This is a genomic window from Paenibacillus sp. CFBP 13594, assembly GCF_014842675.1.
GTDB classification, from domain to species: domain Bacteria; phylum Bacillota; class Bacilli; order Paenibacillales; family Paenibacillaceae; genus Paenibacillus; species Paenibacillus amylolyticus_B.
On the sequence record NZ_JACYVQ010000001.1, the window covers coordinates 1,656,091 to 1,670,263 of the forward strand.

General features: G+C 44.5%; 14 protein-coding genes. 5 read left to right on the top strand and 9 right to left on the bottom strand.

The window, feature by feature from the left end:
• Nucleotides 1-66: 66 nt before the first annotated feature.
• Nucleotides 67-1,623 carry an ABC-F family ATP-binding cassette domain-containing protein gene (locus IFU39_RS07215; protein WP_017688769.1) on the bottom strand — a complete coding sequence of 519 codons (1,557 nt, stop codon included), beginning with the start codon at nucleotides 1,621-1,623 and terminating at the stop codon, nucleotides 67-69.
• A gap of 197 nt (nucleotides 1,624-1,820) precedes the next feature.
• On the opposite strand from IFU39_RS07215, the gene IFU39_RS07220 reads away from it, so the two are divergent.
• A complete protein-coding gene (locus IFU39_RS07220; RefSeq protein WP_192131879.1) occupies nucleotides 1,821-2,288 on the top strand; it encodes an SET domain-containing protein in 468 nt (155 codons plus the stop codon).
• 229 nt (nucleotides 2,289-2,517) lie between these two features.
• On the opposite strand, the gene IFU39_RS07225 is transcribed toward IFU39_RS07220, so the two are convergent.
• The 7 genes from IFU39_RS07225 to IFU39_RS07255 all read right to left on the bottom strand — a co-directional run bounded on the left by IFU39_RS07225 (nucleotide 2,518) and on the right by IFU39_RS07255 (nucleotide 9,264).
• Nucleotides 2,518-3,138 (bottom strand): DUF1349 domain-containing protein, encoded by a 621-nt coding sequence (locus IFU39_RS07225; RefSeq protein ID WP_223199939.1) that lies wholly within the window; start codon nucleotides 3,136-3,138, stop codon nucleotides 2,518-2,520.
• Nucleotides 3,139-3,175: 37 nt separating this feature from the next.
• Nucleotides 3,176-4,522, bottom strand: coding sequence for a dihydrolipoyl dehydrogenase family protein (locus IFU39_RS07230; RefSeq protein WP_192131881.1), 1,347 nt, complete (start codon nucleotides 4,520-4,522; stop codon nucleotides 3,176-3,178).
• Between the two features lie 50 nt (nucleotides 4,523-4,572).
• Entirely contained in the window at nucleotides 4,573-6,087 is a 1,515-nt protein-coding gene (gene opuFB / locus IFU39_RS07235; RefSeq protein WP_091016761.1) for an osmoprotectant update ABC transporter permease/substrate-binding subunit OpuFB, read from the bottom strand.
• The gene (locus tag IFU39_RS07240) at nucleotides 6,080-7,054 is read right to left on the bottom strand and encodes an ABC transporter ATP-binding protein (RefSeq protein ID WP_105598519.1); all 975 of its coding nucleotides are present in this window, start codon (nucleotides 7,052-7,054) and stop codon (nucleotides 6,080-6,082) included. Before IFU39_RS07240 ends, opuFB begins: the two co-directional genes overlap by 8 nt.
• Nucleotides 7,055-7,251: 197 nt before the next feature.
• Nucleotides 7,252-8,112, bottom strand: coding sequence for an ergot alkaloid biosynthesis protein (locus IFU39_RS07245; RefSeq protein WP_192131883.1), 861 nt, complete (start codon nucleotides 8,110-8,112; stop codon nucleotides 7,252-7,254).
• Entirely contained in the window at nucleotides 8,102-8,548 is a 447-nt protein-coding gene (locus IFU39_RS07250) for a nuclear transport factor 2 family protein (RefSeq protein ID WP_091016764.1), read from the bottom strand. The genes IFU39_RS07245 and IFU39_RS07250 overlap by 11 nt, the downstream gene beginning before the upstream one ends.
• Nucleotides 8,549-8,679: 131 nt before the next feature.
• Entirely contained in the window at nucleotides 8,680-9,264 is a 585-nt protein-coding gene (locus tag IFU39_RS07255; RefSeq protein WP_091016765.1) for a TetR/AcrR family transcriptional regulator, read from the bottom strand.
• A 168-nt stretch (nucleotides 9,265-9,432) separates the two neighbouring features.
• On the opposite strand from IFU39_RS07255, the gene IFU39_RS07260 reads away from it, so the two are divergent.
• The 3 genes from IFU39_RS07260 to IFU39_RS07270 all read left to right on the top strand — a co-directional run bounded on the left by IFU39_RS07260 (nucleotide 9,433) and on the right by IFU39_RS07270 (nucleotide 12,117).
• A complete protein-coding gene (locus IFU39_RS07260) occupies nucleotides 9,433-9,795 on the top strand; it encodes an iron-sulfur cluster biosynthesis family protein (RefSeq protein ID WP_076214772.1) in 363 nt (120 codons plus the stop codon).
• Nucleotides 9,796-10,205: 410 nt separating this feature from the next.
• Entirely contained in the window at nucleotides 10,206-10,979 is a 774-nt protein-coding gene (locus IFU39_RS07265) for a M15 family metallopeptidase (protein ID WP_192131885.1), read from the top strand.
• A 505-nt stretch (nucleotides 10,980-11,484) separates the two neighbouring features.
• Entirely contained in the window at nucleotides 11,485-12,117 is a 633-nt protein-coding gene (locus tag IFU39_RS07270) for a nitroreductase family protein (protein ID WP_192131887.1), read from the top strand.
• A gap of 48 nt (nucleotides 12,118-12,165) precedes the next feature.
• On the opposite strand, the gene IFU39_RS07275 is transcribed toward IFU39_RS07270, so the two are convergent.
• Nucleotides 12,166-13,326, bottom strand: coding sequence for a leucine-rich repeat domain-containing protein (locus IFU39_RS07275; protein WP_192131889.1), 1,161 nt, complete (start codon nucleotides 13,324-13,326; stop codon nucleotides 12,166-12,168).
• A gap of 166 nt (nucleotides 13,327-13,492) precedes the next feature.
• Between IFU39_RS07275 and IFU39_RS07280 the strand changes: the two genes are divergently transcribed.
• Nucleotides 13,493-13,951 carry an AraC family transcriptional regulator gene (locus IFU39_RS07280; protein ID WP_192131891.1) on the top strand — a complete coding sequence of 153 codons (459 nt, stop codon included), beginning with the start codon at nucleotides 13,493-13,495 and terminating at the stop codon, nucleotides 13,949-13,951.
• Nucleotides 13,952-14,173 lie beyond the last annotated feature (222 nt).

A 14,173-nucleotide genomic window follows, 5' to 3' on the forward strand; every position in this document is an offset into this window, starting at 1 on the left:
TCATGCTTCGAGCTTGTTCCCAAGCTCGCACGTATTATTAGTCCGTGACTTTTGAACAACCTCTATTTAGAATACTTTCGTGGTCCACGACTCACAATTCCACGTCTCTGTAACTACATCACGGTAGAATTCCGGTTCGTGGGAGATTAGAAGAATACTGCCTTTGTAAGCCTTGAGCGCACGTTTTAACTCTTCCTTGGCATCAACGTCCAGATGGTTCGTCGGCTCATCGAGTACAAGCAGGTTGGTTTCGTTATTGATCAGCTTACAGAGACGCACTTTGGCTTTCTCCCCACCACTTAGTACAGCTACCTTGCTCTCAATGTGTTTTGTAGTCAAACCACATTTTGCAAGTGCAGCACGCACTTCGAATTGGGTATAGGAAGGGAACTCCTGCCAGATCTCTTCAATACATGTATTGTAGTTGGCATCCTTCATCTCTTGCTGGAAGTAACCAATCTCCAGATGTTCACCACGTTGAACGGTTCCTTCCAGAGCTTGAATTTCACCCAGAATACTGCGCATCAGAGTTGTTTTACCAATTCCGTTCGCACCAACAAGGGCGATCTTCTGTCCACGCTCCATACGCAGATCCAGTGGTCTGGACAACGGTTCGTTGTAACCAATTACAAGACCTTTGGTTTCGAAAATGAGCTTGCCGGATGTTCTTGCATCACGGAAGTTGAACTGCGGTTTCGGTTTCTCCTTGGCGATCTCGATGACATCCATCTTGTCGAGTTTCTTCTGTCTGGACATCGCCATATTACGTGTAGCTACACTTGCTTTGTTCCGCGCTACAAAGTCCTTGAGGTCAGCGATCTCTTGTTGTTGGCGCTTGTAAGCCGACTCCAACTGCTGTTTTCTCATCTCATGCACTTCCTGGAAGTGATCATAATCGCCCACATAACGAGTTAGATTCTGGTTCTCCATGTGATAGATCAAGTTGATAACACTGTTCAGGAACGGAATATCGTGAGAGATCAGAATAAAAGCATTCTCATATTCTTGCAAATAACGTTTTAGCCATTCAATATGCAATTCATCCAGATAGTTCGTAGGCTCATCAAGGAGCAGAATATCCGGTTTTTCCAGCAGCAATTTGGCAAGCAGTACTTTGGTACGCTGTCCACCACTCAGGTCATTGACGTCTTTATCCAGACCGATATCCGTCAGACCCAGACCACGTGCGGTTTCATCCACTTTGGCATCAATCATGTAGAAATCCTGGTTCGTCAGTGTATCCTGGATCGTACCCACGTCTTCAAGAAGTTGTTCAAGCTCCTCAGGAGTCACATCGCCCATTTTGCCATACATATCATTCATTTCCTGTTCCATGTCGAACAAATACTGGAACGCGCCGCGAAGTACGTCACGGATCGATTGGCCTTTGTTCAATACAGCATGCTGGTCCAGATAACCAACACGCATCCGTTTGGACCACTCCACCTTGCCTTCATCCGGCTGAAGCTTGCCTGTAATAATGTTCATGAAGGTGGATTTACCTTCACCATTGGCCCCAATCAGACCAATATGTTCGCCTTTCAACAGGCGGAATGATACGTCGTTAAAGATAGCACGGTCACCAAAACCGTGACTTAATTTTTCTACATTTAATATGCTCATTCATGACACCTTTTCTATATAGACTTAATTCTTTGTATATTATAAGCGTTATCTCCTGCACAACTCAACGCCATATTTGAAATTGTTGCACCTTTTTGGCTGAAATTTGCCTTATATGAAAGTATGGGTTAAAATTTTGCCTTAACGAATTACTACTATATAGAACGGAGCTCTTCAAAGAGCATCAGGTGAAAAATATGATTGAAGTGAAACAATCCAAGTTGGGTGATGGTGGTGAGTTTAACCGCGGGGTGTTTGCTACTGTTGATATTGCCAAAGGAACGCTTATTCATCAGGCACCCGTTGTGCCTTACCCAAATGAAGATCATGAGCATGTCGAAAAAACGATTCTGGAAGATTACGTGTTCGAATACGGGGCGAATCATACCGCCATTCTGCTCGGTTACGGCAGTCTGATCAACCACTCCTATGAACCTAACGCTACCTATGATATCAATTTTGATAACCACACCTTTGACTTCTACGCGTATACAGACATCAAGGCTGGCGAAGAAATCGTCATCAATTACAACGGTGAGGAAGACAGTATGGACCCATTATGGTTTCTGGACGATTACGAGGAGCGTATGCTGGAGTTCAATAAATCCAATGATGATGAGGGTGAAACTGAACCCCAGTCCCTGGATACGGACACGAGTAAATAAACGTTAAACTCAAGAAGTTTTGCAAGCACTCTATTGTATGTGCGAAAGAACTCGCTGAACCCGGTGAATGATGAAATGAGTAACTGAAGACTCTTCATAGTCCAAAGTTTAAACACAAAAAATAAGCAAGTCCTCCGTTAATGGAAGACTCGCTTATTTGTGTTGTCTTGCTTTCTAAGCCAGATTCACCTGTTCATGTTTCATTGTTTAGCGTGCATCTTAACTTGTTTTAATCCGTAATCGGTGGATCTGTGTGCAAGTCTTGATCGGGTGTCGTGGATCTCCACTTGGTAAAGGCTACTTCGAACCCTGCACGCTTCGGTGAACACAAAAATGGACCTGCGTGTTTGTTCGTCGGATAGGCAAACCGTGCAACCCGAATCGTACGCCAAGGATGCTCATCTGTGCGAGCACGAATGACAACAGCCTCATTACTGTAGGAAGCTCTGATCGTCACAATTCGTCCACCCCACTCAGGTACAGGAGATAGGGACCAATCCGAATATGTATCCGTCACGACAGCTCCAACATGAGCAACACCGTCATTAACCTCAACTCCGGCCTTGATCCATTGATCCTCTCCGTGCCATAACATCAACCCCGCCTGATCATATAATTCGGTGAATGAGCTTAGATCAAACGATACCTCAATCGCTTCCGTTCCGTCCCATGGAGCAAGCATGGCGTGTCCATCCCGATGACAGAACCCGTAGAATGTGTTCTCCCAGAAGTCACTGCCTTCCCGAGCTTCCACAACGAAACGATCCCCATCCATCCGTGCAGCAACGGGTTCCTTCGTCCACTTGCCTTCATGAAGCCCAATAAAATCCGATGACATTGTTGTTTTCATCCTTCCTTCCGTCCCTAAAGGGAGTTCATCATCACTTCTAAATTAAAGAACCCAGGTCCGATGCAGCAGTAGGATATGCAAAATTCATGGTGTTTAACTGATCGATAGTCAAATCGAACTGAATCGCCATTGCAAAAAGGTTAATCAATTCTTCTGTTTTGCTCCCGAGCACATGCGCACCCAGAATACGTCCGCTTGATTTGTCGATCACCACTTTGGCCATGGCAAATTTTTCATGAGTTCGCTTGTAAGTATACCATTTCGACATATCATTTACCTGCACCTCGTAGCCCTCTTTCTTGGCTTGCTCCGTGCTCATACCTACAGCTCCAAGGGCAGGGACAGTAAACACAATGGAAGGCATCACTTTATAATTAGGTTTATGTTGATTTCCCTCCAACAAATTGAACGATACAGCCCGGGATTCCTGACCTGCTAACGGGGTCAAAGGCAACCCTTTCGTATCGGTTACATCGCCAGCAGCATACACTCTCGGATTACTTTCACTTTGCAAATACTCGTTCACCGCAATACCCTTTTTGCTGTAGCTGACGTTGCCTTTCTCCAATTCCAGCCCATCCACATTGGGAACACGCCCGGCTCCATGAACGACAAGTCCGCACTGCCACTGGTGATCTGCACCATTGCGTGTGCCATGAACGACATAGGCGTTCCCCTCTTGCCGTATGGACTTCACCTCCGCGTTCAAGTGAACATGAATGCCGATCTCTTTCGATTTTTGCAACAAAGATTCTACCAGCTCCGCATCAAACGATTTCAGAGGCTGTTCACTCCGATGCAGGATATGGACTTCCGTCCCGGCTCTGGCCGCAATATGCGCAAACTCAAATGCAATGTATCCACCGCCTACCAGAACTAATCGATCCGGCAGCCGTTCCAGATCCAGAAAGTCATCACTATATATCAGATGCTCTGATCCCTCAATCTCAAGTGGCGCAGGTCTTGCACCAGTAGCAATCAGAATGTGTTTGCCATGGAGCACTTCTTCTCCCACTTGAATATGGTTTTCATCGACAAATGAAGCTTTACCATGGAACGTATCCATTCCGGCCTGTTTGAATTGATCTTCACTTGCTCTAGGTATGCTTTCGGTAAAGGTGCGTTTAAAGGCCATAAGTTCAGACCAGTTGATGGTCGCCTGTCCCTGAATACCTTTCCCTTGCATCCGTTCATTCCAGTCAATCAGCTCAGCCGCTCCAGCCAGCACTTTCTTGGGATCACAGCCACGCAGTGCACACGTTCCGCCGAACTCACGTTCATCAATTACAGCAACTCTCCAGCCAGCTTCAGCGCAACGGGTGATTACAGAGCTTGCCGCGCTTCCTGTTCCAATTGCAATCAAGTCATACGTTTCTTGTGTCATCATTGTTCCTCCTCATCCTTTTGGTACATCTATTGCAGGGATGCCTGAAGTTACAGCAATCCAGCCTGTTTAAGGTACTCTGCTGCAACCTGTTCAGGATTCGCTCCCTCTACGTTCACGTCATAGTTCATCTGACGCATCTCATCATCCGTAATTTTGCCAGCAAGCTGATTCAACACCTCAACCAGTTGTGGATATTGATCTGCCGTTTCTTGACGAAGCATCGGCGCGCCTTGATACGGTGGGAATAACTCCTGATCATCCTCCAGCACAACGAGTTCATATTGTCTCAACTCACTATCTGTGGAGTAGGCATCTACCAGATTGATATCGCCACGTTGAACAGCACCATAGCGAAGCTTCGGTTCCATTGTTGCAACGTTCGGGAATTCAATCCCATACTTCTTCTGAATGCCAAGGTAACCGTCTTCCCGATCCGAGAATTCCAGCGTGAATCCTGCCTTCATTTGCTGTTCTACCGGTTTGAGATCCGAAATGGTCTTGAGATTGTATTGATCTGCGATGCTCTTTGGAACGGCCAACGTATACGTATTGTTGTAATCCATAGGGTTCAGCAGCACCATGTTGAACTGGCTCAGCATTCCATCTCTTGCCTGTTCGTACACCTCAGTCCGATCGGTGCTGACTGCTGTTTCCTTCATGAATTCGGAGATCGCTGTCCCGGTAAATTCGGGATAGATGTCAATATCACCCGACTTGAGTGCATTGAAAAGGAATGGCGTTTTGCCTAATCCGGGTTTTAGTTCAACGGTCAGGTCTGTGTCTTTTTCAATCAACAATTTGTACATGTTAATCAGAATCTCCGGTTCCGCCCCCAATTTCCCGGAAATGACGAGATCCTTCTGTCCACCACGTGCCACGAAGGGAATGGTAATCACAAGTATCGCGATCAGAGCTAGCGAACCCAAGGTAACCAATGTTTTCTTGAAGGATAACCGCTGGAATTGACGCAATAGTACATCAAACAAAATAGCCAACAAGGCTGCCGGAATGGCTCCAAGGATAATCAGTGCCGTATCATTCCGATCAATGCCCAGCAAGATTAATGCACCCAAACCTCCTGCGCCAATTAAAGCAGCAAGTGTTGCCGTTCCTACAATAAGTACCATAGCAGTCCGAATTCCGGCCATAATAACAGGCATCGCCAGTGGCAGTTCCACTTTGATTAGGCGTTGCCAACTATTCATGCCCATCGCATTCGCCGCTTCCACCATGGAAGGATCAACTTCGGATATGCCTGTGTACGTGTTGCGGAGTACCGGAAGCAGCGCATACACCACCAGTGCAATGATTGCAGGAAGGGTACCAATGCCGAATAACGGGATTAGCAATCCGAGAAGCGCCAAGGAAGGTATCGTCTGCAACACAGCTGTGACCCCGATAATTGGTTCAGCCACTCTGGGTTTGCGAGTAAGGTATATACCCAGCGGAATAGCAATGAGGACAGCAAAGAACAATGCGATAAATGAGATCTGAATATGTTCCAGCAGAGCAGACAACAACTGACCTTTGCGCTCACTGAACACCTCCGTGAATCTACTCATGTCCTTCACCTCGTTCCTGTAACTGACCAGACCAGTATTTCATCAGATCAACTCGACTGATCTCGCCAATAATCTGGCGGTTACGTTCAACCAGCAGATGGTCATGGGAAGCCATGATATCAACTAACTCCGTCAACGTAATGGATGCAGGAACAGCAGTTTTAGCTGATTTTGGCACATGACCCGGTGAGAGTGGTGACATGATGGATTCGAGATCAAATTCAGATTGTGAACTCGTATCGGTGTTAGGACTTCCAACAAATTCACGTACGAAATCATTAGCTGGCTGTCGGATCAGTTCTTCCGGAGTGCCTACCTGCAAAACCTGTCCATCCTTCATAATGCAGATGCGATCCCCCAGCTTCATCGCTTCCTGAATATCATGGGTGACAAATACAATTGTTTTTTTCATCTGACGCTGGATATCCAGAATATCGTCCTGTAATTTCTCCCGACTCATCGGATCGAGTGCACTGAATGGTTCATCCATCAATACAATCTCAGGATCGGCAGCGAGTGCACGCAACACACCTATTCTCTGCTGTTGTCCTCCAGATAACTCGGACGGTTTGCGCTCACTGTACGTATCTCCGTGCAAACCAACCATGTCCAGCAACGTATGTACGCGCTCCTTGATTTGATCTGACTTCCATTTTCGCAGTTCAGGAACAACCGCAATATTTTCGGCAATTGTCATATGCGGGAATAGTGCAATCTGTTGCAGTACATATCCGATATTCCAGCGCAATTCGTGAATGTTGTATTCATCGATTGGGCGTTTATTAATGCGCACTATTCCATCTGTTCGCTCAATCAGGCGATTGATCATTTTGAGCATGGTGGTTTTGCCACATCCACTCGGACCAATCATGACGAACAGTTCTCCCTTGTTAATGTTGAGGTTAACCTGGCGCAAAGCCGTTGTTCCATCAGGATATTGTTTTGATACATTTTCGAACTGAATCATTCGCTCTATTCGCCCCTTTACCTAACATTCATCCTCATCTATTTCCCCAAAAGTGTGTTCGTATAATCACTGCTTTCCGAAGTGTCCCAGGTTAGGGAGAGATCCATATTTGAATCAACGATGTCAACATGCTGGTAGACATGCAAAAAGACGGGCACTAGGCACCGTCTTCTCATAATATGAAAATATTTCTTCCATTATTTCCATACTTCCATATGATTTTGAATAAATTTCTCGAATGAAATTGGGTTATTCCCCGTTATTTTTGTCACCGTATCCGTCGTTTGGTCTTCTCTCCCCTCCTCCCGGATAGGCACATCCAGTCCTGCCAGGGCAGCAGCGTATTCTACTGACATTCCTGCGCGAATCATGCTGTTTTTCAATTCATCATCGGACAAAGATTCATGCTGGATAGACTGACCCAGTACACGGCTCAAGACGTCTGCAACCTGTCCATAGGACAACGAATCCGGCCCTGTAATGATATGCTCCGTATTATGAGAAACTACATCTGTCAGAGCATGGAAGGCCACCACCGCGATATCATCTGCACTAACAAATCCAATTTTCCCTTCACCCGTAGCACTGTAAATTTTCCCGAGTTGTTTCGTCGTCTCCCGATGCGGCCCCTCCGTAAAGTTCTCCATAAAATAGGAAGGCTGTAATACGGCCCACTCAGGAGCATGCGCTTTTAAATACTGATGTACTTTGCCAAATATAGGACCATTCTCATCGATCGAAGCACTGCCAAGTAAAACGAATCGCTTAACTCCGTTCCACAATGCTTCCTTGATGAACGGGATCATGACGTCTTCTGGGGTCATGTCCATGACTGGCACGACAAGGTACACCTGATTCACATTTTTCAGCGCTAGCGCATATGTCTCGGAATCATACCAATCAAAATAGACATAATTATCGGCAGAACCAGAAGGAGATGGTTTAGTTCTCCCTGCCAAACGCACCGGATAATGATGCTTTTGAAGCATGGCCGCAACACGGCTTCCCGTTTTTCCATTAGCCCCTATAATAAGTGTCAACGGTTTATCATTGATCATGCTTGTTACCTCCTAAGTCCGATTCGAGTACGACCATTGGATTCCAATAGTCTTTATAATGTGTAATTTTCCCATCAGAGTGGCTCACTACAGAGATGTAAGTTTGGTTGTATGGCTTGCCTGTAACTAATGAACGCCCTTTACAAGTAAATTCAGCCACAAACTGTTGTTTCGTGGAATCAGCTAAGATCACCGGTTCAGAAAACTGCTGGATTTCAATCATCCCCAGTAGATTATGAAGATGATTTGTAATTGCGGCTTTGCCTTCCAGTTTCTGAGGATATCCTGCTGGTGCATATGGGAATTCGAAGATAGCTTCAGATGTATATAGCTCCAACCACTGTTCCAGTTTTCCATCCAGTAGCAAATTAGTGAATCCATGCATGATCCGATGCGGTATACTATTGCCCGCTTCCATCTGCTGAGATTGTGTCATCCTTATTTCCTCCTTCAGTTTGTTTGGTGTTCTTTTTCCAGACCAATCGGTCTATAATAGTCAAAAAATAAACGCCCTAAGCGTTCATTTTCAAAAAACCATAAAGAATCTTACTCAAACCATGTAAAACGTTAATCCATAGCCCTTAGGGTCATCTGTACAAAATCTCGCAGCGCTTCTGCGCTTGCACCGCTCTTCGCCGTAAAGGTCAATGAGAGTCGGGAATAATTCAGAAAACGGGCAAGCCCGGGCAATTCTTCCTCTGCGTGCCTCAATTCGCCACTCCTCTGGCCCCGTAACAGCGCAGTATGAAAAACATCTTCCATTTGTTGATTAGTGGTTTGAATAAAAGCTGCGATTTCGTGATTTTGTGGTGCCTGTTCAACCGCGCTATTAATGATGAAACATTCATTACGACGTTCGTTGTCTGTCAACACGTTAACCGCTTCGTTGAACAACTCGGTCACGCCTTGCCTCACACTTGTGCATTCGTTTAATAGTCTGATCCCCGCCTCTGTCTTCTGCTGAATATAGAATTTAAGAGCAGAGACAAATAAATCATGTTTAGTTCCGTAGGTATCATACAGGCTTTGCCGCGCAATACCAAGTTCACTTAGCAGTAAGCTCAAAGATGTACCTTCATAACCGTACGCTCCAAATACAGACGTTGCTTTTCTTAGAACGGTCTCCGTGTCAAACTCCTTGGCTCTTCCCAATTTCAGACCTCACCTCCCTATTCATTAAATAAAGAATACCCTTTCCAGACTGATCAGTCAAGAAAATAAATGCTTTGATTATTGACAAAGTGGTATAATGTGAATAGAAGCTGAATGAATTCTTTTACCATTTACCAACCATGACAACATATAAAGGAGTGTACCTATATGTATATTCAAATTACAGATTTGGCTGCAAAACGATTGACGGAAAGCCTGAATGACCAACCTGGATATTTCAAAGTGATCTATGACTTGGAAGGTTGCGGATGTAACGGAGTTATCGCTATTATCATTGTTGATGAACTTGCGGCTCTCGACGCGCAGATTGAAACCAATCTGGTTCCGTTCTATGTTGATCCGAAGCAGCAGCTGAACCTAGAACAACACATGAAGCTAGATACAGAAGAGAATTATCCTTCTTTCAAATTAAGCAGTGATTCTGGTGTGCTCAGCGCCAACGTTCGCGTTCGTGACACCCGTGCCGTAACTGCGGGAAGCTCCGGTGGATCCGACGCCTGCATGTTGTAACACAGTCTCCAGCATACTTGAAGTAATCTAGTATTATCTCTCTTTATATGCCTCTATCAGCGTTGCAAAAAAGACTCTATAAAAGATGAACTAAACATTTACACGAAACGGAGAGGACAGAAAGAACCTGAAGAAGCGAAGGGTTCGCCTAAAAGCTTTCTGCAAGAAAGCTGCATCGGAAGCATACGCTATCACAAGATTTTCACCATTATAAAATTGAATCAAAAAAATCAGGGGATAACAGCGATCGGAAGGTTGTTCTGTCATCGTAGTGTCCAGTGTAATACTCTTTAGTTCAACTTATATAACAAACTTTGTTTACAACTCGGAAACAATTGGAGAACCTATGGATATAATCCTCTAGTATACTCGGTATATAGATTCATATATTCCGAGGAGGAACACACATCATGAAATCTTTTACTCGTAAATCCATCATATCTATAATTCTCGTAGGCTCTGTTGTAGCAGGTTCTACTTTTAGTACGCTCCCTATCACTTCAAGCCTGAATCCCGTCGCGTCTGCGGCAAGCTCCAGCTTCACTCAATTTCTGCATGATAATGCACCTGGTCGTACGATCAAAACGATTAAAAATGTGGCAACTGTGACCAATGTGTCCAGTACGGTTGTACTTGTCAATAAAAAGAGAAATCTGCCTTCAACTTATGCACCACAAGATTTGGTTGTACCTAATATTCCTTTTAGCTTCTCAGGTTCCAGTCCGAAGAAACAAATGCGTAAAGTAGCTGCAACCGCTATTGAAAAATTATTTGCGGCTGCCAAAAAAGACGGCATTGATATCAAAGCGGTGTCTGGCTATCGCTCTTATGCGACCCAGAAATCGATCTTTGACCGTAATGCCAGCATCAAAGGTGAAGCTGTTGCCAATAAAACAAGTGCTCGGCCAGGACAAAGCGAACATCAAACGGGACTTGCAATGGATATCTCCAGTGCTTCGGCGGGTTATGATCTTCAGCAAAGCTTTGGCAACACCAAAGAAGGCAAATGGCTAAAAGCCAATGCCCACAAGTACGGCTTCATCATCCGTTATGGCAAAGATCAGGAGAAATTAACTGGTTACTCCTATGAGCCATGGCATGTACGTTATGTCGGAGTATATATTGCTGGTGAGATTACCAACCAGAAACTTACGCTCGAGCAGTATTTGGAACGTGCCAAATAAGGCAGGTTGAAACCCAAAGCGTAGACAGTTATCTGATTAGATAAAAAGAAGCGTGACCATAGATAACATGGCTGAAAGAGAAAATGGGGCCGCAACTGGCCCTCTTCTGCTTCAATCTTTCATTTACACACTTCATCATGTCCCAACGATTTTTCTAAAGACGAGTGGCAGTCTCTTCAGACCTTCTGTTCCAGCCCAAGAGCCTACTCCAGCAAGTATTGCATTATGGCACAAGTAAAGTGCGACATTGTACACGATAGGGCCTAGAATAATCTCCACTACTACAAAACGTTTTAACGTCGAAGATTGAATCACATATACCCTAAATTCATGAGGGTCATGTCCTCCCATAAACCTTGCGATCAATGCTTTCATGAATCACCTCTAGTGTTTTATTTTAGCGTATGGCAGACAATCCTTGTCTTATTCTAAAATAATACTTACATAAAGTAACTAAGTGTGTTATAGTCAGTTTATAAATCATACATAAGCGAGGGAAACTACCATGAGTGAGTTCGAGAATCTAGTCAAAAACCGTAGATCGGCCGTTATTTTTGAAGAAGGAATTGAAATTTCGGATTCGGAACTGCAAGAAATGTTTGCCCTGAACAAATTTGCACCATCTGCCTTTAACCTGCAGCACACGCACTATCTTGTGATTAAAGACGAAGAACAGAAAGAGAAAGTCTATGAAGCTTCCCAGCAATATAAGGTAAAAACAGCTTCTGCGGTCATCGTGGTATTGGGCGACGTCAATGCGCATCATCATATCCGCACTATTAACGAAGGCTTGCTAAACCTGGGCGCACTCACTCCGTTTCAATACGAGCAGGAATCCCAAAGTGTCACTGAATTTTACGAATCTCGCGGCAGATTCTTCCAACGTGAGGATGCGATTCGCAATGCCAGCCTGTCTGCCATGCAATTGATGCTGATCGCTCAGGATCGCGGTTGGGATACTTGTCCAATGATTGGCTTTGACTCGGAAGAACTGCAACGGAGTTTGGAAATCCCTAACCATTACGTACCGGTTATGCTGATCACCATCGGCAAAAAGTCGGAAGCCAAACAACGCCCACGCGGTTACCGTAAACCAATTAACGAATATGTTAGCTTCAACATAATGCACGCTGAATAACATAAAAGCAGTTAAATGACACAGCAAAAAAGCCACGTTCTCGTGGCTTTAATACGTTTCATAGATCAATGTATCCAACATGTGAAATTCATCGTCAAACTCCGCATATATGTACAGTCGGCCAGCAGGTGTATCCCCCGCATCATAACCCAATCGGAAATATTGATCTCCCTGAAATTCTACATCAGCCAAAATCAATGCACTGATATCTTCGTCCGGATGAGCCTCGGCAATGGTTTTAAGCGCCTGCTCACCAAGCATGTCCCATCGTTTCCACGTCGCTTCCATATATGGGGATAAGGCTTCCATCTCTGTCTTGGTTGAAACCTGTGCAGTGACTACCAGTTCTTTATCCTGAATATGTAAGCGCATCTGATAGTTGGACATCGAGACGTCATACTGAAACACCCCCATACCCGGAACTTCATGATTGGATTCAAAAATCAGATTGTCTGCATATTGCAGTCTCTCCAGCTTGGGATTAGCGCTATAGTCCAACTCGGTTAATTTGTTCTCGGAACAGTACAACTCTCTTAGTTGTACGTTATGGCGAATATCCAGCTTGCTAATATGGTTGTTAAAACAACGGACATTCTCTAAAACCATATTTGAACGAAAGTCCATCTGTTTGATATGGTTGTGGTTACAACGAAGTTCAATCAAGTTTGGACAACCGGTTACATCAAGTTCCAACATGTAATTGTTGGCGCAATCAAGTCGCCGCAGTTGCTTATTGTGTTCAAGTTCAAGTGAAAAAAGAGCATTATAACTGCAACTAAGTTCCTCCAACTGCTGTAGGTGCTCCGAAGCCAGCTCCGACAACATATTCCAATGACACTCCACCGTTATAAGTTTGGAATTATGAGAAAGATCCAATTTGCGAAGTCGATTAAAACTGCAATCCAGCACTTGCAATTCCGAATTGGAACGGAGGTCCAGTGTAAGAAGCTGATTCTCTCTGCAACGTAATATCATCAGCTTGTGATTCTGAGTAAGATCCAGACCGGTCAATTGATTATGGGCACAATCCAGCTCTTGAAGACCCCTGAAATACTCGATTCCATTAAGATTGCTAATATTGTGATTGGAAAGTTGCAATATCTCAACCTCACAAACGTCACTCTCCTGAATGAAATCCCGCTGATCACAAAAACGATCCAACACAACTTGCCTGAAACGTTCATCCGTGAAGGCATAAGTAATATCCATGTCTAACGCCTCCCCCTCTCGTTTTGCTCTATTGGAACAGTCTTCCAACATATTATCACTATTCTATGAGTTTCGTCGCCGGGATTCAACAATTACCTAAGCAAATTCTTTTATACCATGTTAACATCCAACATGTAAGAGAAATCGTACAGAGAGGATGATTTTCATGGAAATGTATATCGAAAACCTCCCGTCATATCGTATCGCCTATGTTCGACAAGTCGGTCCTTACGGTCCAGCCAATGCTCAAGCGATGAATACGCTGAAACAATGGGCAGACAAAAACCAACTGCTTCATGAAGCAGCAATTTTATTCGGTATTCCCCAGGATGACCCGGCGAGCACACCTCCTCAGAACTGCAGATATGATGCCTCTATTGTTGTTACTGAATCTGAACGTCTGGAAGATGAGTTGGTTGAGATTGGTGAGTTATTAGGCGGAGATTATCTCATCTGCAAGGTGAGACATACGGCAGAAGCTATTCAGCAGGCATGGAATGTGATCATCCCTCATTTACAAACAAGTGGTTATCGGATGGACAACAAGCCAGTTATAGAACGATATCGTTGGGAACTGCTCAATCAGCATTATTGCGAGATATGTGTGCCTGTAAGACCCGTGTAATTCGCGATACGAGCAAACAAAAAAAGTGACTTCAGGTTGAAGTCACTTTCTCGTTAAGCACTATTACTGCTACTATATAAATTGAACTAATCATTTACACGATAACGGAGAGGACAGAAAAAACCTGAAAAAGCGAAGCGTTCGCCTAAAAGCTATCTGAAAGAAAGCTGCATCGGAAGCATACGCTATTCCCGGATTTTCCCCTTCAGAAAGGAATCAAAA